This window comes from Frigoribacterium sp. VKM Ac-2530 (assembly GCF_015350835.1).
Lineage (GTDB): Bacteria > Actinomycetota > Actinomycetes > Actinomycetales > Microbacteriaceae > Frigoribacterium.
This window is the reverse complement of sequence record NZ_JADKSE010000002.1, coordinates 111,147-137,445: the sequence shown is the minus strand read 5'-3', so window position 1 is coordinate 137,445 and position 26,299 is coordinate 111,147. Positions and strand designations below refer to the sequence as shown.

Here is a 26,299-nt window from a genome sequence, read left to right as displayed (position 1 = left end):
GACGGCGAGGCACCACCGCACGGCCCGACACCGGTCGCCCGTGCGCGTCAGACCCGGGGCAGCGCGCGCCGGCACCAGAGCTAGAAGAGATCGATACATGGCCACATTCGTCGACCACGTGACCCTCCACCTGCGAGCAGGCAACGGGGGCAACGGCTGCGTCTCCGTCAAGCGCGAGAAGTTCAAGCCCCTCGCCGGCCCCGACGGCGGCAACGGCGGCAACGGCGGCGACATCGTGCTCGTCGCCGACGCCGGCGTGACCACGCTGCTCGGGTTCCACCGCGCGCCGCACCGCTCGAGCGACAACGGCGGCCCCGGCATGGGCGACCACCGCAGCGGCACCCAGGGCCAGGAGCTCGAGCTCGCGGTCCCGCTCGGCACGGTCGTCAAGACCGTCGACGGCGACGAGCTCGTCGACATGACCGAGCACGGCATGCGCTACGTCATCGCCGAGGCCGGCATCGGCGGGCTCGGCAACGCCGCGCTCTCGTCGACCAAGCGCAAGGCCCCGGGCTTCGCGCTGCTGGGCACGCCCGGCTGGCAGGGCGACGTGCTGCTCGAGCTCAAGGTCGTCGCCGACATCGCGCTCGTCGGCTACCCCTCGGCCGGCAAGTCGAGCCTCGTCGCCGCCCTCTCGGCCGCGAAGCCCAAGATCGCCGACTACCCCTTCACGACCCTGCACCCGAACCTCGGCGTCGTCGAGTCGGGCGAGACCCGCTACACGGTCGCCGACGTGCCCGGCCTGATCGAGGGCGCGAGCGAGGGCAAGGGCCTCGGGCTCGAGTTCCTGCGCCACGTCGAGCGCTGCTCGGCCCTGCTGCACGTGCTCGACTGCGCCACGCTCGAGCCCGGCCGCGACCCGCTGACCGACCTCGAGATCATCCGCCGCGAGCTCGAGGCGTACCCGGTGCCCGAGGGGCAGACGCCCCTGCTCGAGCGCCCCCAGCTGATCGCGCTGAACAAGGTCGACGTCCCCGACGGCCGTGAGCTGGCCGACTTCGTCACGCCCGAGCTCGAGGCCCGCGGCTACCGCGTCTTCGAGATCTCGGCCGTCAGCCACGAGGGCCTCCGCAACCTCTCCTTCGCCCTCGCCGAGGTCGTCGAGCAGAGCCGCGCCGAGATCGCGGCCCGGCCCGCGCCTCCTCGTCTGGTCATGCGCCCCCGCGCGGTCAACGAGAAGCCGTTCGTCATCAAGGTCGAGGGCGGCACGTACGGCAACGTGTACCGCATCCTCGGCCAGAAGCCCGAGCGCTGGGTCGTGCAGACCCAGTTCAACAACGAGGAGGCGGTGGGCTACCTCGCCGACCGGCTCAACGCCATCGGCATCGAGGACGCCCTGTTCAAGGCGGGTGCACAGGCCGGCTCGACCGTCGTCATCGGCCCCGAGGGCGGCATCGTCTTCGACTGGGAGCCGACGCTGACCTCGACCGCCGAGCTGATGACCTCGGCCCGCGGCACGGACCCGCGCCTGATCAAGAACGACCGCCCGACCCGCAACCAGCGCCGCGAGGACTACTTCGAGCGCATGGACGCGAAGGCCGAGGCCCGGGCCGAGCTGCAGCGCGAACGTGCTGCGGGCCTCTGGACCGACGACGAGGGCTTCCTCGTCAAGGAGGGCGACGAGCAGGAATGAGCACCGACGGCCCCGTCGAGGCCCTGCCGCACGCCGGCGACGACACGGTCGTCGCGGCCCGGGGCGACATCGCCCGTGCCCGGCGCATCGTCGTCAAGGTGGGGTCGTCGTCGATCAGCGGTGCCGCAGCGCACCAGATCGAGCCGCTCGTCGACGCCCTGGCCGGCGCCCACGCCCGCGGCGCCGAGGTGGTGCTCGTCTCGTCGGGCGCGATCGCGACCGGGATGCCGCACCTGCGGCTCGACTCACGGCCGACCGACCTCGCGACGCAGCAGGCCGCCGCGGCGGTGGGCCAGAACGTGCTCATCTTCCGGTACCAGCAGAGCCTCCGCCGCCACGACATCGTCGCGGGACAGGTGCTGCTCACGGCCGGCGACATGGCCGACCCGACGCCGCGCAGCAACGCGCAGCGGGCGATGGGGCGCCTCCTGGAGCTCGGCATCCTGCCGATCGTCAACGAGAACGACACGGTCGCGACCCAGGAGATCCGCTTCGGCGACAACGACCGCCTCGCCGCCCTCGTCTCCGAGCTGATCGGCGCGGACGTGCTGGTGCTGCTCAGCGACGTCGACGCGCTGTACACGCGCCCGCCGCACGAGCCGGGCGCCGTGCGCATCGACGACGTGCCCCAGGGCGACGACCTCGCCGGGGTGACCTTCGGCGACGCGGGCGCGGCAGGCGTCGGCACCGGGGGAGCAGGCACCAAGGTGGCCGCCGCGCGCTACGCGGCCGCGGCCGGCACGCCCGTGCTCGTCACGTCGGCGGCGAACGTCGCCGCGGCCCTGGCCGGCTCTGCCGTCGGCACGTTCTTCGCCGCGGCTCCCCGCAGCTGACGGCGCCGCAGATGCGACGGCAGAGCCCGTCGCCGTAGGCTCCGGGGATGTCGTCCGTCGTCGCCCCGTCGTTCACCGAGACCCTGCGTGCCGCGAAGGCGGCGTCCGTCCGTCTCGCGACCCTCACCGCCGCTGAGAAGGACACCGCGCTGCACGCCGTGGCCGCCGCCCTCGTCGCCGAGGGACCGCGCATCGTGGCCGCGAACGAGCTCGACCTGGCGCGGGCGCTCGACGAGGGGGTCGGCGAGGCCCTGCGCGACCGCCTGCGCCTCGACGCGGTGCGGCTGGAGGCGCTCGCCGACGCCGTGCGGCTCGTCGCCGGCCTCGTCGATCCCGTCGGCGAGAGCCTCCGGGGCCGGGTGCTGCCCAACGGCCTGCGGCTCGACCAGGTCCGCGTGCCGTTCGGCGTCGTCGGGGTCATCTACGAGGCCCGCCCGAACGTGACGGTCGACATCGCCGCGCTCGCGCTCAAGAGCGGCAACGCGGCGGTGCTGCGGGGCGGCAGCGCGGCGCGCGAGACGAATCAGGTCCTCGTCGACGTCGTGCAGGAGGCGCTGGTCGCCTCGGGACTGCCCGCCGACGCGGTCGTCACGGTCGACGAGCACGGCCGGGCCGGGGCCGCCGAGCTGATGCGGGCGCGCGGGCTGGTCGACGTGCTCGTGCCGCGCGGCAGCGCCGAGCTGATCGAGACCGTCGTGCGCGAGTCGACCGTCCCCGTGATCGAGACCGGGGCGGGCGTGGTGCACGTGTTCCTCGACGCGTCCGCCGACGAGGAGATGGCCGTCGACGTCGTCGTCGACGCGAAGGTCAGCCGGCCGAGCGTCTGCAACGCGCTCGAGACCCTGCTCGTGCACGCGGACGCGGCCGACCGCCTGCTGCCGCCGGTGCTGGGCGCCCTCCGCGCCTCCGGCGTGACGGTGCACGGCGACGAGCGCGTCGTGCGCACGTTCCCCGACGCGGTCCCGGCGACGGATGTCGACTGGGCCGCCGAGTACATGAGCCTCGACCTGGCCGTGCGCGTCGTGGCCGACGTCGACGAGGCGATGGCCCACATCGCGCGCTGGTCGACGCACCACACCGAGTCGATCCTGACGAACGACCACGCGGTCGCCGAGCGGTTCCTGCACGAGGTGGACAGCGCGGTCGTCATGGTCAACGCCTCGACGCGCTTCACCGACGGGGGCGAGTTCGGCTTCGGCGCCGAGGTCGGCATCTCGACGCAGAAGCTGCACGCCCGGGGGCCGATGGGGCTGCCGGAGCTCACCAGCACGAAGTGGGTCGTTCGAGGGCAGGGCCAGGTGCGCGGCCAGGCCCGGCCGCGCGGCTAGACTGTCGGGGATCGCCCCTCGGAACGGAGAACCCATGCTCGACGTCGCCCTCCTGGCCGCAGCCCACGAAGACCTCGCGCCGCTGATCGCGCCCCCCGTCGTCATCGCCGCCACCTTCGGCCTGTTCTTCCTGTTCCTCGGCTTCGTCGTGTGGAGCTACCGCGACGTCGCGAACCGCTCGCCCCGCAAGGCGTCGACGCAGGCGCACCACGCCGGGCCGATCGACGAGTTCGGGCACCCCGAGCAGCACTGACCCGGCGGCACCACAGAATGGTCGGCACGACGCCTGCGACGAGCACCCCCGGGGCGTTCGTCACCGGTCGTCGACCCCGCGTGGGCATCATGGGCGGCACGTTCGACCCGATCCACCACGGCCACCTCGTCGCCGCGAGCGAGGTCGCGCAGTCGTTCCACCTCGACGAGGTGCTGTTCGTCCCCACGGGCCAGCCCTACATGAAGTCGGGCGTCAGCGACAGCGAGCACCGCTACCTGATGACGGTCGTGGCCACGGCCTCCAACCCGATGTTCACCGTGAGCCGGGTCGACATCGACCGTGACGGTCCCACCTACACGATCGACACCCTCCGCGACATCCGGGCCCAGCGTCCCGACTCCGAGCTCTTCTTCATCACCGGGGCCGACGCCGTCGCCCAGATCCTCGACTGGAAAGACGTGAGAGAGCTCTGGGACCTCGCGCACTTCGTCGCCGTGACCCGCCCGGGCCACGACCTCAGCGTCGGCGGCCTCCCGGAGAGCGACGTAAGCTTGCTCGAAGTCCCCGCCCTCGCCATCTCGTCGACCGACTGCCGCGCTCGGGTGGGCCGCGGCTTCCCGGTGTGGTACCTGGTCCCCGACGGGGTCGTCCAGTACATCTCCAAGCACCACCTGTATCGGAGCAACGCATGAGCACGTCCGACGAGCAGCCGCTGACCCGGCGCCAGATCCGCGAGCGCGAACGTGCCCGCGAGGCAGGCCGCGCCGTCGCCGAGGGCACCGCGGGAGGCGCGCCCGCCTCGGGCTCGACGCCTGCGTCCGCAGCCGCCCCGGCGTCGACATCCACCCCCGCGTCGACGCCCGTGCCCGCCACGCTCGTCCCGGCCTCGGCTCCGCAGGCTGCGGGCACGCCGGTCTCGGCCGCACCGGTCCCCGCCTCGGCGCCCACTCCTCCTCCCGCCTCCGTCGCCGGTCCCGACGGGCTGACCCGACGCCAGATGCGCGCCCAGCGCGCCGAGCAGACGGGCCCCTCGGCGCCCGTCCCGCTCCAGGCCCCCGGCCCCGAGCCGCGTCGCCGCCTGGTCGACGCGCTCAGCACGGTGGACGAGATCGTGGCGCCGCTCGACGAGAGCGCACCCGCCAGCGCGCGGCAGTCGGTCGGCGACGACTCGTCCGTCGTGCCGAGCGTCGCCGCGGACGGCGACGACGACGGGCGCGTGCCCGGCCCGCGCCGCACGGGGCAGCCGACTCCGGCGTCCTCCGGGCCTGCGGTCGCGCCCACCTCCGCGCCCTCCGTGTTCCCCCTCGACCTCAGCGCGTCGCGGCCCGGCTCGGCCTCGACCCCTGACGGCGACGACCCGGCCGCCGCCCCCGGCAGCGCCGGGTCGCCCGCAGCGGCAGCCGTCGCCGAGCCCGCCCCCGCGTCCGTCCCCGAGCCGAGCGGCTTCGTGCCGCCCGTCGGCCACTGGACGACCCAGTCGGACGAGCCCGACGACGACACGGCCCCCGGTCGTGCCCTCGGCACCCACACGGGCCAGACGAACGCGCTCATCCTCACCGACCAGCAGGTGGCCGACGTCACGGGCGCGCTCAACGCGACCGGCGAGATCATCATCACGGGCTCGATCGACCTGCCCCGCAGCCTGGGCGCCACGGGGTCGCAGGCCCGCATCGACAACTCCGACATCGACCGCCTGCTCGAGCAGGGCGACGCCGAGAGCGCCGAGACCGACGCGGCTCCCGTCCGGGCCAGCCGGGCCATCAGCACCCACACCTCGACGCGGTCGGTCGTCCTCGCGGCCTCCCAGCCCGCCTCCAGCAAGCTGCCCCTGATCCTGGGGATCGGCGGGGGCGTCCTCGGAGCAGGTATCATCGGTGTCGTCATCGCCGGGTTCGCCACGGGCATCCTCGGCGGCTGACGCCGCCGTCGTCCCGTCCCGGGGCGACCCACCCCGAAGGAATCCGTGACAGCCACCCCTCGTGCCATCGAGCTCCTGCAGATCGCAGCCCGCGCCGCCGACGACAAGCAGGCCGACGACCTCGTCGCGCTCGACGTCTCCGAGCCGCTGGCCCTCACCGACATCTTCCTCCTGGCCTCCGGCCGCAGCGAGCGCAACGTCGTCGCGATCGCCGGTGAGATCGAAGACAAGATGCTCGAGGCCGGCGCCCGCACCCTGCGCCGCGAAGGCCGCGCCGAGGGGCGTTGGATCCTCCTCGACTTCGGCGACGTCGTCGTCCACGTCTTCCACGACGAAGACCGCCAGTACTACTCGCTCGAGCGCCTGTGGAGCGACTGCCCGGCGATCCCGCTCGACGTGGTGAGCGCCTCCTCCGCCGAGGCTGCCTCGGCTCCGGCCTCCTCCGAGGCCTAGGCCCGCACCTCGCGTCTCCGCACGTCGGTGACGTCCGTGACGTCGGTGGTCCGTGCGACCCTGACGACATGATCATCGACCGGGTCCGCGTGCCGGAGGCGCTCGTCGCCGACCCGGTCGAGTGGCCGTTCACCGTCCCGGCCGTCGCCGCGCTCGTCGGCACGGGCGTGTCCCTCGACGCGCCCGTCACGTTCCTCGTCGGTGAGAACGGCAGCGGCAAGTCCACGATCGTCGAGGCCCTCGCCGAGGCCTGGGGCGCCGACGTCCGCGGTGGTCGCTCGCACGGCAGGTATTCGTCCGAGCTCGAGCCGTCCGAGCTGGGCGCCGTGCTCGAGCTCGGGCGCACCGCGACGGGCAGCCGCATGGTCGGACGCAGGGCCAAGGGCTGGTTCCTGCGGTCCGAGACGGCTCTCGACATGTTCTCGCGGTACGAGAAGGGCGACCCGGGCTTCCACGACGTGAGCCACGGCGAGAGCTTCCTGCACGCCTTCGACGTCCGGCTGGCCGAGAAAGGGCTGTACCTGCTCGACGAGCCCGAGGCGGCCCTGTCGTTCACGGCCTGCCTCCAGCTGATGGGCACGCTGGCCGACGTCGCCGACGCCGGCGGGCAGGTCGTCTGCGCGACCCACTCGCCGGTGCTCACAGCCCTGCCCGGCGCGTCGGTGCTGCAGCTCGGCGAGCGGGGCATCGAGCGGACGACCTGGGGCGAGCTCGACCTCGTGCAGCACTGGCGGGCGTTCCTCGACGAGCCGGGGCGGTACCTGCGGCACCTCTGAGGCGCGAGCGGGGCGGTGGGGCCCCGGCGACGGGTGTACTTGCGCCGCCGGATTCTGTAGTAAGGTTGACGAGTTGCTTCGGCAGCGGAAACACGAGCAACACGGCAACACGATCTGGGTCTGTGGCGCAGCTGGTAGCGCACCTGCATGGCATGCAGGGGGTCAGGGGTTCGAGTCCCCTCAGATCCACCAGAAGCACGACGGCAACGCAGGATGGCCTCACCTCCGGGTGAGGCCATCTCTCGTTTCGCACGACAGCCGGCAGTGCGGGTGACCATCAGGAGGCGCGGGTCGCCCCCCTCAGGACGCGCCACCGGTCTGGACGTGCGCTGTGCATCGGCTCCACGCGGGTGGCGGACGCGGTAGACATCATGCATGAGCAACGAGCAGCACGGCCAGACCCCCGCCCCCGACGACGACGCGACCCGCGCCTCCGGGGCGCCGACGGGTGCGGACCGCCCCCGTCCTGCGTACGGCGAGTACGCGCCGACCCCGTCGGGCGGTGCTGCGGCACCGGTCGACCACCCGCCGGTCGCTCCCGGCGCACCTCAGGCTGCCCCGTACGGCGCGCCCCCGCAGGGCTCGCCCTACGGCGCCCCGCAACAGGGCGCGCCTGCCTCGTCGTCGACGACCGGCGCCCCCGGCCCCAAGGGCATCGGCGCCTTCGCCGGTGAGGGCCACCCCCAGACGCTGGCCACCTTCACCCGCTACGAGGACGCGCAGTCCGCGGTCGACCTGCTCAGCGACGAGGGCTTCCCCGTCGAGAGCGTGTCGATCGTCGGTCACGACATCCGCACCGTGGAGAACGTCGCGGGCCGCTTGACCACCGGCAAGGCTGCGGCTCGCGGCGCTGCGGGCGGTGCGTGGTTCGGGCTCCTGCTCGGCCTGCTCTTCAGCATCTTCGCCCCGGGCGTCGCGTTCATCGGCGTGCTTCTCATCGCCCTCGGCGCCGGTGCCCTGTGGGGTGCCCTCTGGGGTGCGGTCGGCCACGCTGCCACACGCGGTCGTCGCGACTTCGCCTCGGTGAAGACGATGGAGGCGGGCCGTTACGAGGTCCTCGTGCGCGGCGAGCTCTCCGCCCGCGCGCACCAGGTGCTCGCTCAGGGGCGCAAGGTCGCCTAGCAGCGACCCCGAGAACCACCACGGACGTCGAAGGGCCCCGCACCAGCGGGGCCCTTCGACGTACCGAGGCCGAGGCCGACGGCTCAGCGCCTCACGGCGTGACCATCCCGCCGTTCACGTTGAGCGTCTCGCCCGCGACGAAGCTCGACTCGGCGCTGGTGAGGAACACGTAGGCAGGAGCCTGCTCGGCGGGCTGGGCGGCGCGCCCCATCGGCGACTCGCTCGAGCCGAACTCGGGCAGGGTCTCGGGGTCGACGCCCTGCGTCACCTGCAGCACGGACCAGGTCGGCCCGGGGGCGACGACGTTCACGCGGATGCCCTTGCCGACGAGCTGCTGCGCGAGGCCCTTCGAGAAGTTGTTGATGGCGCCCTTGGTCGTCGCGTAGTCGAGGCGGTCGGGGGCAGGCGTGTAGGCCTCGAGCGAGGCCGTGTTGACGATCGTGGAGCCGGGCTGCAGGTGCGGCAGGGCGGCCTTGATGATCCAGAACGGCGCGTAGACGTTGGTCTTGAACGTGCGGTCGAACTGCTCGTCCGTGATCTGGTCGATCGACTCCTGCCAGACCTGGACGCCGGCGACGTTGACGATCGCGTCGAGCCCGCCCATGCCGTCGACGGCCCGTTGCACGAGCTCACGACAGAAGGAGGCGCTGGTCAGGTCTCCGGGGACGGCCACGGCCTTCTGCCCGGCCGCCTCGACGAGCGACACGACGTGGCGGGCGTCCTCCTCCTCTTCGGGCAGGTACGAGAGGGTGACGTCCGCGCCCTCACGGGCGAAGGCGATGGCCACGGCCGCGCCGATCCCGGAGTCGGCGCCGGTGATGAGCGCCTTGCGGCCGGTGAGGCGGCCGGTGCCGCGGTAGGTGTCCTCGCCGAGGTCGGGGACGGGCGTCATGCGCGACTGGAGCCCGGGCTCCGGCTGCTGCTGCACCTCCGGGCTGATCACGGGGTAGCGGGTGCGGGGGTCGTCGAAGGTGTACTGATCGCGGGTCATGAACCCGTGATACGCCGTGGGGCTGGCCGCCTGCTCAGGGCAGGGGCCTGCCGGGGTACGTGCGGGCCGCCTCCTCGACCATCGTGTGGGGCACCAATCATTGGTACACTCACGACATGGCTTCGACGAGATCCTCCCGGGCCGAGCGCGAGCCCGGTCACGAGCACGGCAGCTGGTTCGGCGACGCGGTCGAGCGGATGAACGCGCGGCTGCGCCCCTACATCGGCGGTGCACAGCTCGGCATCCGCGACGAGGCGCCGATCGTCGCCCCCGCGCACGGCGGCGCGTGCCCGCTCTGCGGCCGCCCGATGGACGAGCACGTCGTCGACCGCTCCGGCCCGCGCACGATGCTGCACTGCCCGCGGGACGCAGGCGAGTGAGCGCCGCGGCCCGCGCCTCCGTGCCGGTCGACCAGCCGCCCGCCGACCAGTCGCAGGCCGACCAGTCGCAGGCCGACCAGTCGCAGGCCGACCAGTCGCAGGCCGACCAGTCGCCCGTCGACCCGCTCGCGCTCGAGAGCCAGATCTGCTTCGCGCTGTCGGTCGCCTCCCGCAGCGTCGTCTCCGCGTACCGGCCCGTGCTCGAGCCGATGGGCCTCACGCACCCGCAGTACCTCGTGATGCTCGCCCTGTGGGAGCAGCGGCCGCTGGCGCTCCGCGATCTCGCCCGGCTGCTGCGGCTCGACCCCGGCACCCTGTCGCCGCTGGTGAAGCGGCTCGAGGCCCAGGGCCTGGTCACCCGCGGGCGCAGCGCGGACGACGAACGCGCCCTGAGCATCGAGCTGACGACGGCGGGGGTCGCGCTCCGCGAGCAGGCCGAATCGATCCCCGAGCGCATGATGGCCCGGCTCGACGTCACCCGTGACGAGCTGGTGCTGCTGCACCGCACCATGGCGAAGCTGATCGCGGCCGCCGAGGCCTGAGGCCCGCCGTCGCGGCGATCAGTCGCGGGGCAGGCGAGGCAGCGGGCGCTCGAGGAGCCAGGCCGCGAAGAGCGCCTCGAGCTCGCCGGCGTCGTGGCCGCTGACCCGGACGCAGTGCCGCACGAAGTCGCCGGTCAACACGGCGCCGTGCCGGTTCTCGTCGGTCCAGCCGCGCAGCACGGCGGAGAACGCGTCGTCGCCGATCGTCAGCCGCAGGGCCTGGAGGGTCAGGGCGCCGCGCTTGTAGACGCGGTCGTCGAACATCGCGTCCGGCCCGGGGTCGCCCACCGTGATGTCGTGCGGCGGCAGGGCGAGCCGCAGGTGGGTGCGGCGGGCGTGGGCCGCGACCGAGGTGCCGCCCGACCACTCCGACCAGAGCCACTCGGCGTAGCAGGCGAAGCCCTCGTTGAGCCAGATGTCCCGCCAGGAGGCGACGCCGACGCTGTTGCCGAACCACTGGTGCGCGAGCTCGTGCGCGATCAGCCGGTCGCTGCCGGAGCGCCCGTCGGCGTGGTTGGCGCCGAAGACGGCGACGCCCTGCGCCTCCAGCGGGATCTCGAGGTCGTCCGCCGTCACCACCACGGTGTAGCCGCCGAACGGGTACGGGCCGAAGGCGGCCGTGAAGCAGCGCACCATCTCGGGCACGGCCCCGAAGTCGTGGTCGATCCGCGCCCGCAGGTCGGGCGGGCCGACGAGGGCGCCGCGGAGGGGCGCGTCGTCGGTGCCGAGGGCCAGGTCGCGCGACTCGTAGCGCCCGATCTGCACCGTCGCGAGGTAGCTCGAGGTCGGCTCCGGCTGCTCGAAGGTCCAGGTGACCTTGCCGGGACTCGAGCGACGGGACACGAGGTCGCCGTTGCAGACCACGTGGTAGCCGTGCTCGACATCGATCCGGGTGCGGTAGGTGGCCTTGTCGTCCGGGCGGTCGTTGCACGGGAACCAGGTCGCGGCGCCGTCCGGCTGCGCCGCGACGATGACCCCGTCCGTGAGCTCCTCCCAGCCGACCTCGCCCCACGGGCCGCGCCGTGGTGCCGGCCGGCCCGAGTAGTCGACGACGGTGGTGAACCGGACGCCCGCCTCCGCGTCCTGGGGCAGCGTCACCGTCAGCTTCGTGGCGCTCTGGCTGAAGCGGGCCTTGTGGCCGTCGACCCGCACCCGGGAGACGCGGAGGCCGACGAGGTCGAACACGGCACGACGCAGCGGCGCCGTGGCGACGGCCGAGACGGTCGCCCGGCCGTCGAGCCGGTTGGTGGCGACCCGGTACGAGAGCTCGAGGTCGTAGGAGGCGACGGTGAAGTCGTCAGCGCCGCTGCCGGGGGTGTAGGTGTCGGGCACAGTGCCATCGAACACGCTCTCGTCGGTCGCCGTGCCGTCGGCCGGCCCGCTCACGAGGTGGCCGCGAGGTAGTCGGAGTGGCGGACCTCGCGCCACGGCCCGATCGGGTTGCCGCTCCACCGGCTGCCGACGGGCACGCCCTCGCCGCGCATCACGAGGGAGGCAGGGCCGACGGTGGCGTGGCTGCCGACCACGGCCGCCGGCAGCACGACGCTGTGGGGGCCGAGGGCGGCGCCGGCGTCGAGGGTCACGGAGTCCATGGACATGATCCGGTCGTGGAACAGGTGCGTCTGCACCACGCAGCCCCGGCCGACCGTCGATCCGTCGCCGAGGGTGACCAGATCGGCCTCGGGCAGCCAGTAGCTGTCGGTCCAGACGCCGCGGCCGATGCGGGCGCCGAGGCTGCGCAGCCACCACACGAGGGCAGGGGTCCCGGTCGCGGCCCGGGCGAACCACGGCGCGGCCAGCATCTCGGTGAAGACGTCGGCCACCTCGCTGCGCCAGACGAACGACGACCAGAGCGGCTGCTCACCGGCCCGCACACGGCCGATCAGGGCCCACTTGGAGGCGGTGGTCACGACGGCGGCGACGAGCCCGGCCGCGATCAGCACGAGTCCGCTCGCGAGCCCCGCCAGCAGCGGGCTCCACGCGGCGGCGAGGCCGGCGAGGGCGAGGAGCACCGAGGTGCCGAGCAGCACGGTGACGACGACGGGGACGATGCGGCCGAGCTCCCACGCGGCGCGCGCGACCCGCAGCCGGGTCGGCGGGCGGAACGTGAGCGACTCGTCGGCAGCGGCCACAGTGCGCCGCAGCCGGACGGGCGGCGATCCGAGCCAGGACGAGCCGGGGCGCGACTTCGCGGGAGCCGCCGAGAGCACGGCCACGAGGCCGTCGTCCGGCACCCGGTGGCCCGGCCCCGCCATGCCCGAGTTGCCGAGGAAGGCCCGGCGTCCGATCTCGGCGCGGGCCACGCGCAGGTGCCCGCCGCCGAGCTCGTACGAGGCGACGAGCGTGTCGTCGGCGAGGAACGCGCCGTCGCGGACGGTCGTCATGACGGGCAGCAGGAGCACCGTCGACGCCTCGACGTCCCGGCCCACGCGGGCCCCCAGGAGGCGCAGCCAGACCGGGGTCGCGAGGCTCGAGTAGATCGGGAACAGGCACGTGCGAGCGAGGTCGAGCAGTCGCTCGGTGCTCCAGACCTGCCAGCCGACGCGGCTGCGCACCGGCCACGTCCCCTCGGCCACGCCGAGGCCGAGCAGACGGACCAGCACGACGACCGCCGCGGCCGCGACGACACCGGCCACGAGCGTGCCGGGGACGACCCAGGCGACCGCACGCCACCACGCCTCGCCGAGCGTCGCCGCGCCGCGGACGCCCGCGGCGACGACGAGGCCGCCCGCCACGAGCGAGACGCCGGGCAGCAGCGACAGCAGCACCGACGAGGCGCCGTAGGCCCACAGCCACCGGGTCGCGCGAGGAGGGCGCTCGGCGGGCCACCAGGCCTTGGCGCGCCCGCTCCGGGCGGCCGGCGAGCCCGACCACGCCTGTCCGGCCGGCACGCGCCCGAAGACCGCCGAGCCGGGCGCCACCGTCGCGTGCTTGCCGATGCGGGTGCCGGGCAGCAGGGTGCTGCGCATGCCCACGGTGCTGCCCGCGCCGATCCGGACGGCTCCGAGGCGGAGCACGTCGCCGTCGAGCCACCAGCCCGAGAGGTCGACCTCCGGCTCGATCGACGCGCCGCGGCCGATCCGCAGCATGCCCGTGACGGGCGGCAGGGCGTGCAGGTCGACGTCGGGGGCGATGCGTGCGCCGAGCGCCCTCGCGTAGTAGCTCACCCACGGGGCGCCGGCGAGCCCGACCGCGGCCACCTGCTCCTGCACCTGCTCGGCGGCCCAGAGCCGGAGGTGCACGCTCCCGCCGCGAGGGTGGTCGCCGGCCTGGACGCCCCGCAGCAGGAGGCGCGCGGCGACGACCGAGATCAGCATGCGTCCCGGCGGCGTCACGAACAGGACGAGGCCGACGGCCAGCAGCCAGGGGGAGGTGCGGGGCAGGAACTCGAAGCCGTCGACCGTGCGCAGCACCGTCGACGCGGTGAGCGCCCAGACGAGCCAGCGGAGCCCGCCGAGCGTCTGCAGGGGGAGCGCGAGCAGGGTCTGCAGCCACTGCGCCCGCAGGGGCGTGGGGGCTGAGCGGCGGTAGTCGTCCCGAGCGGACGTGTGGCCCGCGCCGGCGTCGTCGCGCGACTCGCCTCGCTCCTCGGCCCGCGCGGCGAGGTCGGCCGCCATCGAGCCGAGCCGCGGGTGCGAGTAGACCTCGGCCACCGTGTACTCGGGGTCGCGCGAGCGGATCCGGGCCACGAGCTGCGCCGCGGCCAGCGAGCCGCCGCCGAGGTCGAAGAAGTCGGCGGCCGCGTCGACGACGGGCAGCCCGAGCACGGCCTGCCAGTCGGCGGAGAGGACGGCCTCGTCGGCGCGCAGCCCCGTCTCGGCGGCGCCTTGCTCGGGCAGGGGCCAGGGCAGCGCCTCCCGGTCGATCTTGCCCGAGGTCTTCGTCGGCAGGTCGCCGTCCACGACGGCGAGGAGCGGGACGAGCGCGGCAGGGAGCTCCGTGCGGAGGCGGGCCAGCGCCTCCGTGCGGTCGAGGGAGGCGCCCGCCACCAGGGCGAGGTAGCCGACGATCACCTGGTTGCCGGCGTCGGTCGTCCGCACCGCCGCCGCCGCGCCGGCGACGTCCGGCAGCGCCTGCAGTGCCGACTCGATCTCGCCCAGCTCGATGCGCCGCCCGCCGACCTTGACCTGGTCGTCGGCACGGCCCTGGAAGACGAGGCCCTCGCGCTCGAGGCGCACCAGGTCGCCGCTCCGGTAGGCGCGGGCCCAGCCGAGCCCCTCGTGCGGAGCGTACTTCTCGGCGTCCTTCGCGGGGTCGAGGTAGCGCGCGAGGCCCGCGCCGCCGATGATCAGCTCGCCGACCTCGCCCTCGGCGACCGGGCGCCCGGACTCGTCCACGACGGCGGCGTCCCAGCCGTCGAGGGGCACGCCGATGCGGACGGGCTCGCCCGGCACGACCAGTGCGCCCGTGGCGACGACGGTGGACTCGGTCGGCCCGTAGGTGTTCCAGACCTCGCGGCCGTCGGCGCAGACCCGGCCGACGAGGTCGGACGGGAACGCCTCGCCGCCGAAGATCAGCAGCCGGACCGACTCGAGCGCCTCGGCCGGCCACAGCGCCGCGAGGGTCGGCACGGTCGAGACGACGGTGATGCCGTGCGTCACGAGCCACGGCCCGAGGTCGGCCCCCGACCGGACCAGGCTGCGCGGCGCGGGCACCAGGCAGGCGCCGCTGCGCCAGGCGAGCCACATCTCCTCGCAGGAGGCGTCGAAGGCGACCGAGAGACCGGCCAGCACCCGGTCGCCCGGCCCGAGCGGCTCCTCCTGCAGGAACAGCCGCGCCTCGGCGTCGACGAAGGCGGACGCCGCCCGGTGGCTGGCGGCGACGCCCTTGGGCGTGCCGGTCGAGCCCGAGGTGAAGATGACCCAGGCGTCGTCCGCGGGCCGGGGAGCGGCGGCGGCGACCGACGGGACCCCCTGCGTCGTCGTGCTGGCGTGCGGGACGCGACCGCTGAAGAGGGCCGCGCCCTCGAGGTCGGCCTGCCCGGGCGTCCGGTAGACGCCGCCGGCGCCCACGACGCCGGCCACGTCGGCCTCGCCGAAGACCAGCGCGGCGCGTTCCTCGGGGTCGTCGGCGTCGACCGGCACGTACGCCGCACCGGCCGTGAGCACGGCCAGGATCGCGAGGTGGAGGCGCCGGTCGCCCGACGGCATCCGCACGCCGACCCGGTCGCCCCGGCGCACGCCCGCGGCCACGAGCACGCCGGCCGCCGTCGCGACCTGCGCCGAGAGCTCGCGGTAGCTCAGCGCCCCGCGCTCGTCCTCGAGGGCCGAGGCCTCGGGGTGCGCGAGCGTCGTCGCCCGGAGCACGTCGACGAGGGTGCGCGGCTCGGCCGCGAGCGGCGACCGGAAGAAGGTCTCGGCGGGGAACGGGTCGGGCGTCGGCGACGAGGGGGTGTCCGGCATCGGTCGGGCTCTCCGGGTGGGCTCGGGGCGAGGGCTGCCCGATCGATCGAGCGAGCTGCTCGGTCGTGGGGCGGCGCGCGGCGGGCGGCGTGGTCGCTCGGGAACCTAGGCCGCCGCGGTGGCCGGGAGGTGAACGCGGACGCGGGCACGGTCGAGCCCGGGGCCGGCCACGGCGGCCACGAGCGGGCTCGGCAGCGCCAGGTCGGCGACGGTGGGGGCCGGGCCCACGAGCTCCGGTCCGGCGGCGTCGTCGCCCTCGACGTGCTCGCTCCAGACGCCCGGCGCCGTCGGCCGCAGGGCCACGGCGTCGGGGTCGCGGGTCAGGCCCTCGCCCGTCGACTTGAGCAGCGCCTCCGTGCGCACCCAGCGGGCGAGGCCGTCGGTCGCGGGCGCAGCCGGGGACGGCGTGCCCGCGGTCGCGGTCTCGAGGTCGACGCCGACGTCGAGGCCGCGGCGGAGCGCGATCAGCGCGTGCCCTCCGGAGCGGCTGAGCGAGAAACGCAGCGGGCGGCCGGCGGACGGGCCGAGCGCCGGGCGGCCGTGTGGGCCGCCGCAGCGCGGGCACGCCTCCCGGACGACGGACACCGCGGACGGGTGCACCTCGAGCGCCGCGCCCAGGAGGAGGCGGAGGGCGACGTGCGAGACCAGCCAGCGATGGCGGTCGGTCGCGTCGTGCAGCCGCGCGGCCCTGGCGCGCTCGTCGGCGTCGAGCCACGACGCCGGGGCGCCCTCCGGCCGTGCCAGCCCGAGCGAGGCGACGACGCCGTCGGCCGTGTCGTCGAGCGGCACCAGCCAGGTCGACACCGGTGCCGGCGGGAACAGGGCGGTGGTCACGGGGTCAGCGCAGCGGCTGCGGGGCCACGGCGGGGCGCGACCAGCGGACGTCGACGGGGCGGCCGACCACGCGCGACTCGATCTCGTTGCGGAACGACTCGACGAAGTGCGCGGCGGAGCGCTCGTCCGAGACGACGACGTCGAGGCGCAGCGAGCGCAGCTCGTCCGTGACGAGCACGGGGCCGTCGCAGAAGCGCAGCAGGTACTGGTGGGACTTCACGGGGATGCTCTCCCAGTGTCGCCGCAGGCTGGTCTCGAGCTGGCGGACGGAGTCGATGCCGTCGGCCTGCCGCACCTCGGCGCTGATCGCGATCATGCGGGCATCGTGCACCCCGCGGGCGACGCGCACGTGAACGCGAGGTGACGGACTGCTGTGCGGTCGGCCAGCGCCTCCTGTGAGCCGTGCCATGCCGTGCCGCGATCCTGCCGCGCTGCGGGCCCGTCAGCGGCCGGCGGCCTCGGACTCGCGGACGAACTCGTCGACGGTCGTCTCGATCAGGTGCCAGCAGCGCGAGAACGAGGCCTCGGCGTCGCCGGCGACGAGCGAGTCGGCCAGGGCGAGGTGCGCCTCGGCGGCCGTCGGCGTCCAGTCGGTGATCGTGAAGCGCTTCTCCTCGACGCGGGTGCGGAGCAGCGCCTCGACCTGCGTCGCGAAGTGACCGAGCACGGCGTTGCCCGACCCGTGCAGCAGGGCCGTGTGGAACGCGACGTCGGCCTCGAGGTAGCGGTGGCCGTCCCCGGACCGGCCGGCCTCGACCATCGTGCGCGCCGCCTCCTGCACCAGCGAGGCCTGCAGGGGGTCCATGGCGCGCGCGGCCAGGCGGGCCGCGACGGGCTCGAGGCCGAGGCGCAGCTCGAGCAGCTCGCGCATCTGGGTGAAGTACTCGGGGCCGCGGCCGCGCCAGAGGATCACCTGGGGGCTCATCAGGTCCCAGGAGGAGCGGGGCTGCACCTGGGTCCCGGTGCGCTGGCGGGGCTCCACGAGCCCCAGCGACTGCAGCACCCGGACCGCCTCGCGCAGCACCGACCGGGAGACGGAGAACCGGACGGCGAGCTGGTCGAGGTTCAGGATGGAGCCCGGCACGAGCCTGCCGTCGACGACCTCCTGGCCGAGGACGTCGACGACCTGGCCGTGCAGCCCGCGGTCGCGCGACGAGGGGAGGCCGGGCGTCATGGTCGAGTCCTTCGGTGGGACGGCACCCGAGACGATCGGGTGTTGCCCGGAGCACGGGCGTGTGGCACACTCCATGAATCTGATTAGTCATACTAATCAGATCCGTGCGCGCCACCAGGATGGCAGATCCTCCTGGCACCGGCTCGCCGCACGCAGCACTCCACCTGACGAAGAGGTCGCACGGTCGCGACCTCGAGAGGACGCGACAGCATGACCCTGACGCTCTTGGCCTCGGCCGCCCCCACGCCCTCGGGCACCGACGCGCAACTGATCATCGCCGCCCTCGTGGGCATCGTCGTGATCGTCGGCCTCATCACCTGGCTCAAGGTGCACCCGTTCCTCGCGCTGCTGCTCGGGGCCGTGGGCGTCGGCATCGGGGCCGGCCTCGCCCCGGGCGACGCCGTCACCAGCTTCGGCGCCGGCTTCGGCTCGACGATGACCAGCGTCGGCATCCTCATCGGCCTCGGCGCGATGTTCGGCAAGCTGCTCAGCGACAGCGGGGGAGCGGACCGCATCGTCGACACGCTCATCTCGCGCGCCTCGCCGCGGGCGCTGCCCTGGGTGATGGCCCTGATCGGCGCCCTGATCGGCCTGCCGATGTTCTTCGAGGTCGGCCTCGTGCTCCTGATCCCCGTGATCGTGCTCGTCGCCCGCCGCTCCGGCCTGCCCCTGATGCGCATCGCGATCCCGGCGCTCGCCGGCCTCTCGGCCATGCACGCCCTCGTGCCGCCGCACCCCGGGCCGCTGCTCGCGGTCTCGACCGTCGGCGCCGACCTCGGCCTGACCCTCGGCCTCGGCGTCCTCGTCGCGATCCCCACCGTGATCGTCGCCGGCCCGCTCTTCTCGAAGCTCGCCGCCAAGTGGGCGCCGGTGCCCGTGCCCGACCTGTTCGTCTCGAAGGAGGAGGACGGCGGCGAGGGCACCCGGCGCCGCCCCACCTTCCTCAACGCGCTGATCGGCATCCTGCTGCCCGTCGTGCTCATGCTCGCCCGCTCGGTCCGGGAGGCGGCGCTGCCCGCCGCCACCGGCGCCTGGGTCGACCTGCTCGAGTTCCTCGGTACCCCGATGGTCGCGCTGACCGTCGCCGTCCTCTACGCGATGGTGTTCTACGCCCGCGCCGGCGGCATGGACCGGGCCGCCGTGTCGAAGACGCTCGGCTCGTCGCTGCCCGACGTGGCCGGCATCCTGCTCATCGTCGGCGCCGGCGGCGGGTTCAAGCAGGTGCTGATCGACACCGGCATCGGCACCGTCATCGGCGACGCCGTCTCGGAGTCGGGCATCAGCGTGCTGCTCGTCGCCTGGTTCGTCGCCGCGCTCGTCCGCGTCGCCACCGGCTCGGCCACCGTCGCGACCGTCACCGCGGCCGGCATCATGGCCCCGCTCGCCGAGGGCATGTCGACGCCCGAGGCCTCGCTGCTCGTGCTCGCGATCGGCGCCGGCTCGGTGTTCCTCTCGCACGTCAACGACGCCGGTTTCTGGCTGATCAAGGAGTACCTCGGCACCACCGTCGGACAGAACCTCAAGACGTGGGGCCTGATGGAGTGCGTGCTGTCGGTCACGGCCCTCGCCGGGGTCATGATCGTGGACGTGTTCATCTGATGGCGACCCTCGAGAACGCGGGCGCCGACTCCTCGGCGCCTCTCGTGCCGGGGTCGGCCCGCCACCCGGCGCACGACTCGGACCCGGTGCTCGTCGTCATGGGGGTGTCGGGCTCGGGCAAGTCGACCGTCGCTGCGCTCGTCGCCGAGCGCCTCGGCTGGGACCTCGCCGAGGGCGACGACCTGCACCCCGACGAGAACGTGGCCAAGATGGCCGCCGGTCAGCCGCTCGACGACGACGACCGGGCGCCGTGGCTCGACACGGTCTCGTCGTGGATCGTCGAGCACGCGATGCAGGGCGTGCCCGGCGTCATCACCTGCTCGGCCCTGAAGCGGAAGTACCGCGACGTGCTGCGCGAGCACAACGTCGTCTTCGTCTACCTGCAGGGCAGCGGCGACCTGATCGGCGGCCGGATGGCCGAGCGCTCGGGGCACTTCATGCCGACGACGCTGCTCGACTCGCAGGTCGCGACGCTCGAGCCGCCGCAGGCCGACGAGCGGCACATCGTCGTCGACGCCACCCGGACCCCGGAGGAGGAGGCGGACGACGTGCTCCGCCTGCTCGGGCTGACGCCGGTCGCCTAGAGGCCGCGGCGGCGGAGGTCGGCGACGATCTCGTCGAGGAAGTCGTCCACCTCGTCCTGGTGGTAGCCCTCGCGGAACTTCGTCGGGGTGAAGCGCGCGTTCACGACGTCCTCGGGCCGCACGTCGGTCGCGCCCGCACGGCCCTCGTCGTCGGCGGTCATGGCCGCCTGCACGCGGGCGAGGAACGCGTCCACGTCGTCCGTGTCGTAGCCGTCGCGGAACTTCACCGGCGAGAACCGCTTCACCCGGACGTCTTCTGCTCTCATCGTCTCCCCCTCGTGGTCACGACGATCCTGCCAGGGTGTCGTGGCCCGTCGCGACCTCGGTGCGACGGTCAGGACCCCGTCGTCGGGGGAGCGGCGTCCGGGGAGGGACGACCGCGGGAGGCGCGGTACAGCACGTGGGGACGGAGGCGGTGGCCGGGCGGCAGGGCCGGGTGCTCGAAGTCGTCGGCCGGGTCGCGGGCGAGGCCGAGCCGCTCCATCAGGGCACGGGAGCGGAGGTTGGTCGCGGCCGTGAAGCTGACGACCTCGGACAGGTCGAGCCCGTCGGGGTCGAGGGCGGTGCGGAGCACCTCGCGTGCGGCCTCGGTGGCGAGGCCCTGTCCCCAGGCGTCGCGCCGCAGGCGCCAGCCGATCTCGACCTGGTCGGAGAGCGGCCGGCCGCCGACGACCACGTCGACCGAGGGTCGCGACAGGCCGACGAAGCCGAGCAGCTGCTGGTCGGCGCGCCGCTCGACGGCCCAGAGGCCGAAGCCGTCCGCGTCGAAGCCCTGCTCGATCCGGTCGATCATCGCGTCGGACTCGGCCCGGGTGCGCGTCGAGGGGAAGAACTCCATCACGACGGGGTCCGCGTTCAGCGCCGCGAACGGCTCGCGGTCGGCGTCGCGCCAGCGGCGGAGGAGGAGGCGATCGGTGGTGAGCACGGGTCGACGGTAGCGGAGGGGGCGGGCCGACCCGCGCCTCCTGCGGGCCGGCTCACGGCGTGGCAGGGCCGGCCGTGGTGCGGCCGGCCGCGGCGCGCGCGCGGGCGGTGTCGGCGCGCGGGCCGACGGGCACCGCCTCCGTCGCCAGGGCGAGGCCGGAGGCGGGCATCCCGACGTACATGCTCTCGGCGCGCTCGACGACGAACGTCTCGTGCCAGATGCCGACCGCGCCGGGCGCCTTGCGGGCCCGGCGGTTGAAGGCGCTCCACGCGGGACGGTGGGCCTGGTCGGCCGAGCCGGCGTAGGCGTAGAGCTTCTCGAGCGAGTCCCAGTACTGCACCAGCACCGGCCCTCGCGAGCCGATCGTGGTGCGGAGGCCGCGGAGCCCCGACTCCTTGTCCTTGAACAACTCGACGATCATCGGGGTCATCGCGGCGAACACGGGGAGCCACTGGTCGGGCCGCCAGATCTTGTTCACACGCATGCCGATCAGGAAGACGACGAGCTCGCCCTCGTGCCGGTGGGTCGTCCTGCCGGGGATGACACGGGCCATGATCTCGCTCCTTCGACGCGTCTGCCGCGGGTGGGTGCCTGGCGATTGGATAGTGTTGCTCTCCAGTGCGCTCCCATCTTGGAGAGTGCAGCTATCCAAAGTCAAGGGGGCACCCGTGCGCATCTCCGAGCTCGCCGAACTGAGCGGCGTCCCGATCGCGACGATCAAGTACTACCTGCGCGAGGGGCTGCTTCCCGAGGGCGAGCGCACCTCGGCGACGCAGGCCCGCTACGGCGACGAGCACGTACGGCGGCTGCGGCTCGTGCGGGCGCTGCTCGGCCCCGGCGGGCTGAGCGTGGCGCGGGCGCGCGGAGTGCTCGAGTTCCTCGACCTGGAGCACGACTCGGTGGGGGAGGTGCTCGGGGTCGCCCAGCACGCGGTCACGCCCGCCGCGCCCGAGGGAGTCGACCACGCCCGGGCGCGCGGCCTCGTCGAGCGCTGGGGCTGGACCGTCGATCCCGGTGACGGCCCCGTGCTCGCCGCGCTCGAGGTCGCCGTCGACGGGCTCGAGGCCGCCGGGTTCGACCTGCCGCCCGAGCGCCTCGACGGCTACGCGCGGGCCATGCACGACGTCGCGGACGCCGAGATCGCGGGGGTCCCGCTCGAGAGCGTCGACGCGGCCGTGCAGTACGTGGTGCTGGGCACGGTGCTGGTCGAGCCGCTGCTGCTGGCGCTCCGGCGGCTCGCGCAGCAGGACTCGTCGTGGCGGCGCTTCGGCGACCTCGTCGGCGGGCTGCCGGCGCCGCCGCCTCCTGCGGTCTAGGGCTCGTGTCCCGTCCTGTCCCGAGCATCGCGTCTCGCCGTGACGCGACGGGACGCCCGGAACAGGACGGGACAGGGGGCGGCGACGCTAGGAGGCGCGGCGCACGCCCCGCAGGCCGACGAACGACACGAGCGCGCTGCCGACGAGCAGCACCGCGACCACGACGACGACGCGGTGGAACCCGTCGACCGTGAGGGCGCCTCCCGCGATCACCCCCAGGAACGCCACGGCGACCAGCCCGGCCACCCGTGAGATCGCGTTGTTGACCGCCGACGCGATGCCCGACCGGGCCGGCGAGATGCCCGAGAGCACGGCCGAGGTGAGCGGCGCGACCGTGACGGACAGGCCGAGGCCGAAGAGGACGACCCCGGGAACGACCTGCCACCAGACGTCGATCGGGTCGCGGACGAGCAGCATCCAGAGGAACCCGCTCGCCGTGATCAGCGGCCCGACCGTCATGAAGAGGCGGGGTCCGTGCGTCGCGGCGAGGGTGCCGAACATCGTCGAGAAGAGCAGCGAGACGATCGTCGTCGGCAGGGTGACGAGCCCGGCGAGCGTCGCCGTGAGGCCGGCGAGCTCCTGCACGACGAGGGGGATGGTCAGCGTGCCGAGGCTGATCGCCGCGTAGAGGCCGACCGTGGCGAGGTTGCCGACGGCGAACTCGCGGGTGCGGAACAGGTCGAGCGGCATCATCGGCTGCGGCGCCCGCCGCTCCCACCAGACGAAGGCGACGAGCGCGACGACGCCGACGACGAGCGGCGCGACGACGAACCAGGCGTCGAACCCGACGCGCTGGCCCTCGATGAGCGCGAAGACCGGGCCCGCGAGGCCGACCGCGGCGAGGACGGCGCCGACGACGTCGACGCGGGCCGGCTGGTCGGGTCCGCCGCGGTGCGCGTCGCCGGGCAGGCGCGTCATCAGCGCGAGCGTCAGCACCACCGGCACGACGACCACGGCGAACACCCACCGCCAGCCGAGGGTGTCGACGAGGGCGCCGCCGGCGAGCGGGCCGATGAGGAACGCGACGCCCGTCCAGGCCGTCCACGAGCCGATCGCGCGGCCCTGAGCCGGCCCGCTGAAGGTCGACGTGATGAGGGCGAGGCTCGACGGGACGAGCAGGGCCGCCGCGACGCCCTGCAGCGCGCGGGCGGCGATGAGCAGGCCGGGGTCGGGCGCGAGCGCGGCGAGGACGCTCGTCAGCGCGAACGCGACGAGGCCGGCTCGGAGCACCCGCACCCGGCCGAACGTGTCGCTGAGCGACCCCGCGACGAGCATCAGCGAGCCGAGCGCGAGCAGGTACGCGTCGACGACCCACTGCTGCAGGGTCAGGTCGGCTCCGCTCGCCGGCCCCGCGCCTCCGTCGCCGAGCCCCCGCGCGATGGCCGGCAGCGCCACGGTCACGATCGACCCGTCGAGGAACGCCACGAAGGAGGCGAGCACCGCGACCACGAGGACGATGCGCTGGCCGCGGGCGTCTGTCATGCCTCGAGTCTCCTCCCTGCCGGTGTCGGCCGCGGTCTCGCGCTGTTCTCGTCCCTGCACAGCGCGCTGCACCCCGGAGTGGACGATGCACCCCGTCGTTGCGGGGTGCATCGTCCACTCCGGGGTGCCAGACGGGCCCGGCGACGTGGGCGGCCTCGGGTCAGCTCTCGCGGACGACGTCGTCGGGCGACTTGTCGGGGCGCCAGCCGCGCCACGAGGGCTGGCGGAGGCGGCCGGTCGACGTCCACTCGGCGAACGACACCTCGCCGACCCGCGACGGCGTGATCCAGTGCGCGTCACGGGCGTCGGCGGCGGGCACGTCGACGAGCGGGCTGGTCTTCCGCTCGACCCCGCGGAACTCCGTCAGCAGCGCGTCGAGGTCCCGATCGCGGAACCCCGTGCCGACCCGTCCCACGTAGACGAGCCCGTCGTCGCCGGGCACGCCCATCAGCAGCGAGCCCACGCCGGAGGCGCGACGCCCGTTCCCGGGACGCCAGCCCGCGATCACCACCTCCTGCGTCGCGTGGTGCTTCGTCTTGATCCAGGCGCGCGAGCGTCGGCCGGCGCTGTAGGTCGCGTCGCGTCGCTTGGCGACCACCCCCTCGAGCCGGAGGCGCTGCGAGGTCCGCATCGCCTCCTCGAGGTCGCCGTCGAAGACGACCGGCACGTCGATCGGGCCCCGGGAGGTCACGATCCGCTCGAGCACCTCGCGCCGCTCGTCGTAGGTCTTCCTGAGGAGCGAGTGCCCCTCGGCGTGCAGCACGTCGAAGAGCAGGTACCGGATCGGCGCGGCCTTCGCCGCCTGCTCGACCTCGCGCGGCTTCGTCAGGCCCATCCGCGTCTGCAGCAGCCCGAAGTCGGGGCGACCGGACTCGTCGACGGCCACGACCTCGCCGTCGAGCACCGCGCCTCCGTCGCTGTCGACCTGGTCGGCGAGCACCTGCAGCTCGGGGTAGGCGGGGGCCAGGTCGTGGCCGTTGCGGCTGGTCAGGGTGACCCGGCCGCCCTGGACGACGGCGATCGCACGGATGCCGTCCCACTTCATCTCGATCGCCCAGTCGTCGTCGACGTCGGCAGCGGTGCCCGCGACGGCGAGCATGGGGGAGACGGGATCGAGCGTCGGCAACTCCTGCTCCGTGCCTCCTCCGGAGGAGGCGCGGCCCCGTTTCCCGGGGGAGTCGTCGTCCGAGCGCGACCCGGTTCCGGAGTTGCCGACGACGGTCCTGCCGCGCTTCCTGCGCTCGCCCCGTGACGGCCCGCCCTCGGCGGGATCGTCCGCCATGCGGTGGATCAGCCAGTTCTGGTCGGCCTTGCCGCCGCCGTGGCCGGTGTGGATCAGGGCGACCCGGCGCGTGCCGCGCTGCTCGCCGTGCAGCACCGCGATCACCTCCTTGCCGTCGCGCCACTTCTCGACGTCGTAGGTGCCCGAGTCCCAGATGGTGACCTCGCCAGCGCCGTACTCGCCCTTCGCGATCGTGCCCTCGAAGGTGCCGTACTCGAGCGGGTGGTCCTCCGTCATCACGGCGAGGTGGTTCGTGCCGGGGTCGTCGGGCTCGCCCTTGGGCAGGGCCCAGCTGACGAGGACGCCGTCGTGCTCGAGGCGGAAGTCCCAGTGCAGGCGGCTGGCGTGGTGCTCCTGGATGACGAAGCTGCGGCCGTCGCTCGTCGGCGGGGCGGCCGCGGGGACGGGCTCGGCGGTCTTCGACGCGTCGCGCATCGACCGGTACGTGGCGAGGCGGTCGCGCCCCTCGCGCGTCTCGCCCGCGCCGTCGCCGTCGTGGGACGAGTCGTGCTCGGGCGACTCGGTGTTGCGCATGTCGTCGCCGAGCTCGCCGGGAGGCACCGGGGTGCCGCTCGACACGTCGGCCAGCGGGTCGCCGCGCCGCTTCAGCCTCGCCAGCACCTCGGTGTACTCGAGCTGCTCCAGGCTCTTCGAGGCCAGCTCGCGCCAGGTGCGCGGCATCGCGACCGTCGGCCGTTCACGGCCGCGCAGCGAGTACGGCGCGACCGTCGTCTTGTTCCCGTTGTTCTGCGACCAGTCGAGCAGCACCTTGCCGCGCCGGTCGGCCTTGCCCATCGTGCTCAGCACGAGGTCGGGGTGGTCGGCCTCGACGGCCCGGGCCAGCTCGTGTGCCACGTCGCTGACCTGCGCGCTCGTCTGCTTGCCGTCGAGCCGCGCGTAGAGGTGCACGCCCTTGCTGCCGCTCGTCACCGGCACGAGCTCGAGGCCCATCCCGTCGAGCAGGGGCCGCAGCAGCTGCGCGACCTCGACGCACTCGGCGAGGCCCACGCCCTCGCCCGGGTCGAGGTCGAGCACGAGCCGGTCGGGGTTCCGCTGCGCGCCACGCGGCCCGAAGCGCCACTGGGGCACGTGCACCTCGAGCGCCGCGACCTGGGCCAGCCAGGTGAGCGTCGCGAGGTCGTTGACCATCGGGTAGACGCTCGCGTGGTCCTTGTGCTCGATCTCGTGCCGGGCGACCCACTCGGGCGCCGAGTCAGGCAGGTTCTTCTCGAAGAAGACCTCGCCGTCGACGCCGTTCACCCAGCGCTTCCGCGTCGCCGGACGGCCCTCCACGTGCGGCAGCATCCACTCGGCCACGGCGGCGTAGTAGCCGAGCACGTCCGCCTTCGTCGTGCCGCTCGCGGGGTACAGCACCTTGTCGAGGTTGGTGAGCTGCAGGGTGTGCCCGCCGACCTGCACGCGCTCGCCGCGTCCCTTGCTGGCCATCCGGCGCCTCCTCGTGTCGTCTGCCTGCTCGCCTGATTCCTGCCGAGGGCGGGTGTTCCGGGCCG

General features: G+C 74.1%; 24 protein-coding genes, 1 tRNA gene and 2 pseudogenes. 15 read left to right on the top strand and 12 right to left on the bottom strand.

The window, feature by feature from the left end; all coding sequences use genetic code 11:
• Positions 1-97: 97 nt before the first annotated feature.
• The 10 genes from obgE to ITJ48_RS16200 all read left to right on the top strand — a co-directional run bounded on the left by obgE (position 98) and on the right by ITJ48_RS16200 (position 8,277).
• On the top strand, positions 98-1,633 hold the full coding sequence (gene obgE / locus ITJ48_RS09560; RefSeq protein ID WP_192041263.1) for a GTPase ObgE: 1,536 nt from the start codon (positions 98-100) through the stop codon (positions 1,631-1,633).
• The gene (proB, locus tag ITJ48_RS09555; protein WP_194613509.1) at positions 1,630-2,466 is read left to right on the top strand and encodes a glutamate 5-kinase; all 837 of its coding nucleotides are present in this window, start codon (positions 1,630-1,632) and stop codon (positions 2,464-2,466) included. The genes obgE and proB overlap by 4 nt, the downstream gene beginning before the upstream one ends.
• Positions 2,467-2,513: 47 nt before the next feature.
• The gene (locus ITJ48_RS09550; RefSeq protein WP_194613508.1) at positions 2,514-3,794 is read left to right on the top strand and encodes a glutamate-5-semialdehyde dehydrogenase; all 1,281 of its coding nucleotides are present in this window, start codon (positions 2,514-2,516) and stop codon (positions 3,792-3,794) included.
• Between the two features lie 34 nt (positions 3,795-3,828).
• Positions 3,829-4,047 (top strand): hypothetical protein, encoded by a 219-nt coding sequence (locus tag ITJ48_RS09545; RefSeq protein ID WP_123548623.1) that lies wholly within the window; start codon positions 3,829-3,831, stop codon positions 4,045-4,047.
• A gap of 17 nt (positions 4,048-4,064) precedes the next feature.
• Entirely contained in the window at positions 4,065-4,700 is a 636-nt protein-coding gene (gene nadD, locus ITJ48_RS09540) for a nicotinate-nucleotide adenylyltransferase (RefSeq protein ID WP_123548624.1), read from the top strand.
• Entirely contained in the window at positions 4,697-5,926 is a 1,230-nt protein-coding gene (locus ITJ48_RS09535) for a hypothetical protein (protein WP_194613507.1), read from the top strand. Before nadD ends, ITJ48_RS09535 begins: the two co-directional genes overlap by 4 nt.
• 45 nt (positions 5,927-5,971) lie before the next feature.
• A complete protein-coding gene (gene rsfS, locus ITJ48_RS09530; RefSeq protein WP_194613506.1) occupies positions 5,972-6,379 on the top strand; it encodes a ribosome silencing factor in 408 nt (135 codons plus the stop codon).
• Between the two features lie 68 nt (positions 6,380-6,447).
• Positions 6,448-7,155, top strand: a complete 708-nt coding sequence (locus ITJ48_RS09525; protein ID WP_194613505.1) for an AAA family ATPase — start codon at positions 6,448-6,450, stop codon at positions 7,153-7,155.
• A 116-nt stretch (positions 7,156-7,271) separates the two neighbouring features.
• Positions 7,272-7,347, top strand: a tRNA-Ala gene (locus ITJ48_RS09520).
• Between the two features lie 183 nt (positions 7,348-7,530).
• A complete protein-coding gene (locus ITJ48_RS16200) occupies positions 7,531-8,277 on the top strand; it encodes a general stress protein (RefSeq protein WP_228506846.1) in 747 nt (248 codons plus the stop codon).
• A gap of 91 nt (positions 8,278-8,368) precedes the next feature.
• Here the strand turns inward: ITJ48_RS16200 and ITJ48_RS09510 are convergent, their stop codons facing one another.
• A complete protein-coding gene (locus ITJ48_RS09510) occupies positions 8,369-9,268 on the bottom strand; it encodes an SDR family oxidoreductase (RefSeq protein WP_194613504.1) in 900 nt (299 codons plus the stop codon).
• Positions 9,269-9,384: 116 nt separating this feature from the next.
• Between ITJ48_RS09510 and ITJ48_RS09505 the strand changes: the two genes are divergently transcribed.
• Together ITJ48_RS09505 and ITJ48_RS09500 are read left to right on the top strand one after the other, a co-directional pair.
• Positions 9,385-9,648, top strand: a complete 264-nt coding sequence (locus ITJ48_RS09505; protein WP_194613503.1) for a hypothetical protein — start codon at positions 9,385-9,387, stop codon at positions 9,646-9,648.
• The gene (locus ITJ48_RS09500) at positions 9,645-10,190 is read left to right on the top strand and encodes a MarR family winged helix-turn-helix transcriptional regulator (RefSeq protein ID WP_370544864.1); all 546 of its coding nucleotides are present in this window, start codon (positions 9,645-9,647) and stop codon (positions 10,188-10,190) included. The genes ITJ48_RS09505 and ITJ48_RS09500 overlap by 4 nt, the downstream gene beginning before the upstream one ends.
• Before the next feature lie 18 nt (positions 10,191-10,208).
• Here ITJ48_RS09500 and ITJ48_RS09495 read toward each other — a convergent pair whose 3' ends face one another.
• The 5 genes from ITJ48_RS09495 to ITJ48_RS09475 form a co-directional block, all read right to left on the bottom strand.
• Complete coding sequence (locus ITJ48_RS09495) at positions 10,209-11,522, bottom strand: M1 family metallopeptidase (RefSeq protein ID WP_370544863.1); 1,314 nt, start codon at positions 11,520-11,522, stop codon at positions 10,209-10,211.
• A gap of 50 nt (positions 11,523-11,572) precedes the next feature.
• A complete protein-coding gene (locus ITJ48_RS09490; RefSeq protein ID WP_194613501.1) occupies positions 11,573-15,592 on the bottom strand; it encodes a Pls/PosA family non-ribosomal peptide synthetase in 4,020 nt (1,339 codons plus the stop codon).
• A gap of 105 nt (positions 15,593-15,697) precedes the next feature.
• Complete coding sequence (locus ITJ48_RS09485) at positions 15,698-16,426, bottom strand: 4'-phosphopantetheinyl transferase superfamily protein (RefSeq protein WP_194613500.1); 729 nt, start codon at positions 16,424-16,426, stop codon at positions 15,698-15,700.
• Positions 16,427-16,430: 4 nt separating this feature from the next.
• Complete coding sequence (locus ITJ48_RS09480) at positions 16,431-16,742, bottom strand: hypothetical protein (protein ID WP_194613499.1); 312 nt, start codon at positions 16,740-16,742, stop codon at positions 16,431-16,433.
• Positions 16,743-16,868: 126 nt separating this feature from the next.
• The gene (locus tag ITJ48_RS09475) at positions 16,869-17,600 is read right to left on the bottom strand and encodes a FadR/GntR family transcriptional regulator (RefSeq protein WP_194613498.1); all 732 of its coding nucleotides are present in this window, start codon (positions 17,598-17,600) and stop codon (positions 16,869-16,871) included.
• Positions 17,601-17,810: 210 nt separating this feature from the next.
• On the opposite strand from ITJ48_RS09475, the gene ITJ48_RS09470 reads away from it, so the two are divergent.
• Together ITJ48_RS09470 and ITJ48_RS09465 are read left to right on the top strand one after the other, a co-directional pair.
• A complete protein-coding gene (locus ITJ48_RS09470; protein WP_194613497.1) occupies positions 17,811-19,199 on the top strand; it encodes a GntP family permease in 1,389 nt (462 codons plus the stop codon).
• Entirely contained in the window at positions 19,199-19,783 is a 585-nt protein-coding gene (locus ITJ48_RS09465) for a gluconokinase (RefSeq protein WP_194613496.1), read from the top strand. The genes ITJ48_RS09470 and ITJ48_RS09465 overlap by 1 nt, the downstream gene beginning before the upstream one ends.
• 8 nt (positions 19,784-19,791) lie before the next feature.
• Here the strand turns inward: ITJ48_RS09465 and ITJ48_RS16195 are convergent.
• The 4 genes and pseudogenes from ITJ48_RS16195 to ITJ48_RS09450 all read right to left on the bottom strand — a co-directional run.
• Positions 19,792-19,944: pseudogene (locus ITJ48_RS16195) on the bottom strand (DivIVA domain-containing protein); the annotation flags it as partial.
• A 12-nt stretch (positions 19,945-19,956) separates the two neighbouring features.
• A pseudogene (locus tag ITJ48_RS16190) lies at positions 19,957-20,049 on the bottom strand (DivIVA domain-containing protein); the annotation flags it as partial.
• A 68-nt stretch (positions 20,050-20,117) separates the two neighbouring features.
• A complete protein-coding gene (locus ITJ48_RS09455) occupies positions 20,118-20,708 on the bottom strand; it encodes a GNAT family N-acetyltransferase (RefSeq protein ID WP_194613494.1) in 591 nt (196 codons plus the stop codon).
• 52 nt (positions 20,709-20,760) lie between these two features.
• Positions 20,761-21,261, bottom strand: a complete 501-nt coding sequence (locus ITJ48_RS09450) for a DUF4188 domain-containing protein (protein ID WP_194613493.1) — start codon at positions 21,259-21,261, stop codon at positions 20,761-20,763.
• Positions 21,262-21,376: 115 nt separating this feature from the next.
• On the opposite strand from ITJ48_RS09450, the gene ITJ48_RS09445 reads away from it, so the two are divergent.
• Complete coding sequence (locus ITJ48_RS09445; RefSeq protein WP_370544862.1) at positions 21,377-22,024, top strand: MerR family transcriptional regulator; 648 nt, start codon at positions 21,377-21,379, stop codon at positions 22,022-22,024.
• Positions 22,025-22,111: 87 nt separating this feature from the next.
• Here ITJ48_RS09445 and ITJ48_RS09440 read toward each other — a convergent pair whose 3' ends face one another.
• Together ITJ48_RS09440 and ITJ48_RS09435 are read right to left on the bottom strand one after the other, a co-directional pair.
• Complete coding sequence (locus ITJ48_RS09440) at positions 22,112-23,506, bottom strand: MFS transporter (protein ID WP_194613491.1); 1,395 nt, start codon at positions 23,504-23,506, stop codon at positions 22,112-22,114.
• Between the two features lie 160 nt (positions 23,507-23,666).
• Positions 23,667-26,234 carry an ATP-dependent DNA ligase gene (locus ITJ48_RS09435; protein ID WP_194613490.1) on the bottom strand — a complete coding sequence of 856 codons (2,568 nt, stop codon included), beginning with the start codon at positions 26,232-26,234 and terminating at the stop codon, positions 23,667-23,669.
• Positions 26,235-26,299 lie beyond the last annotated feature (65 nt).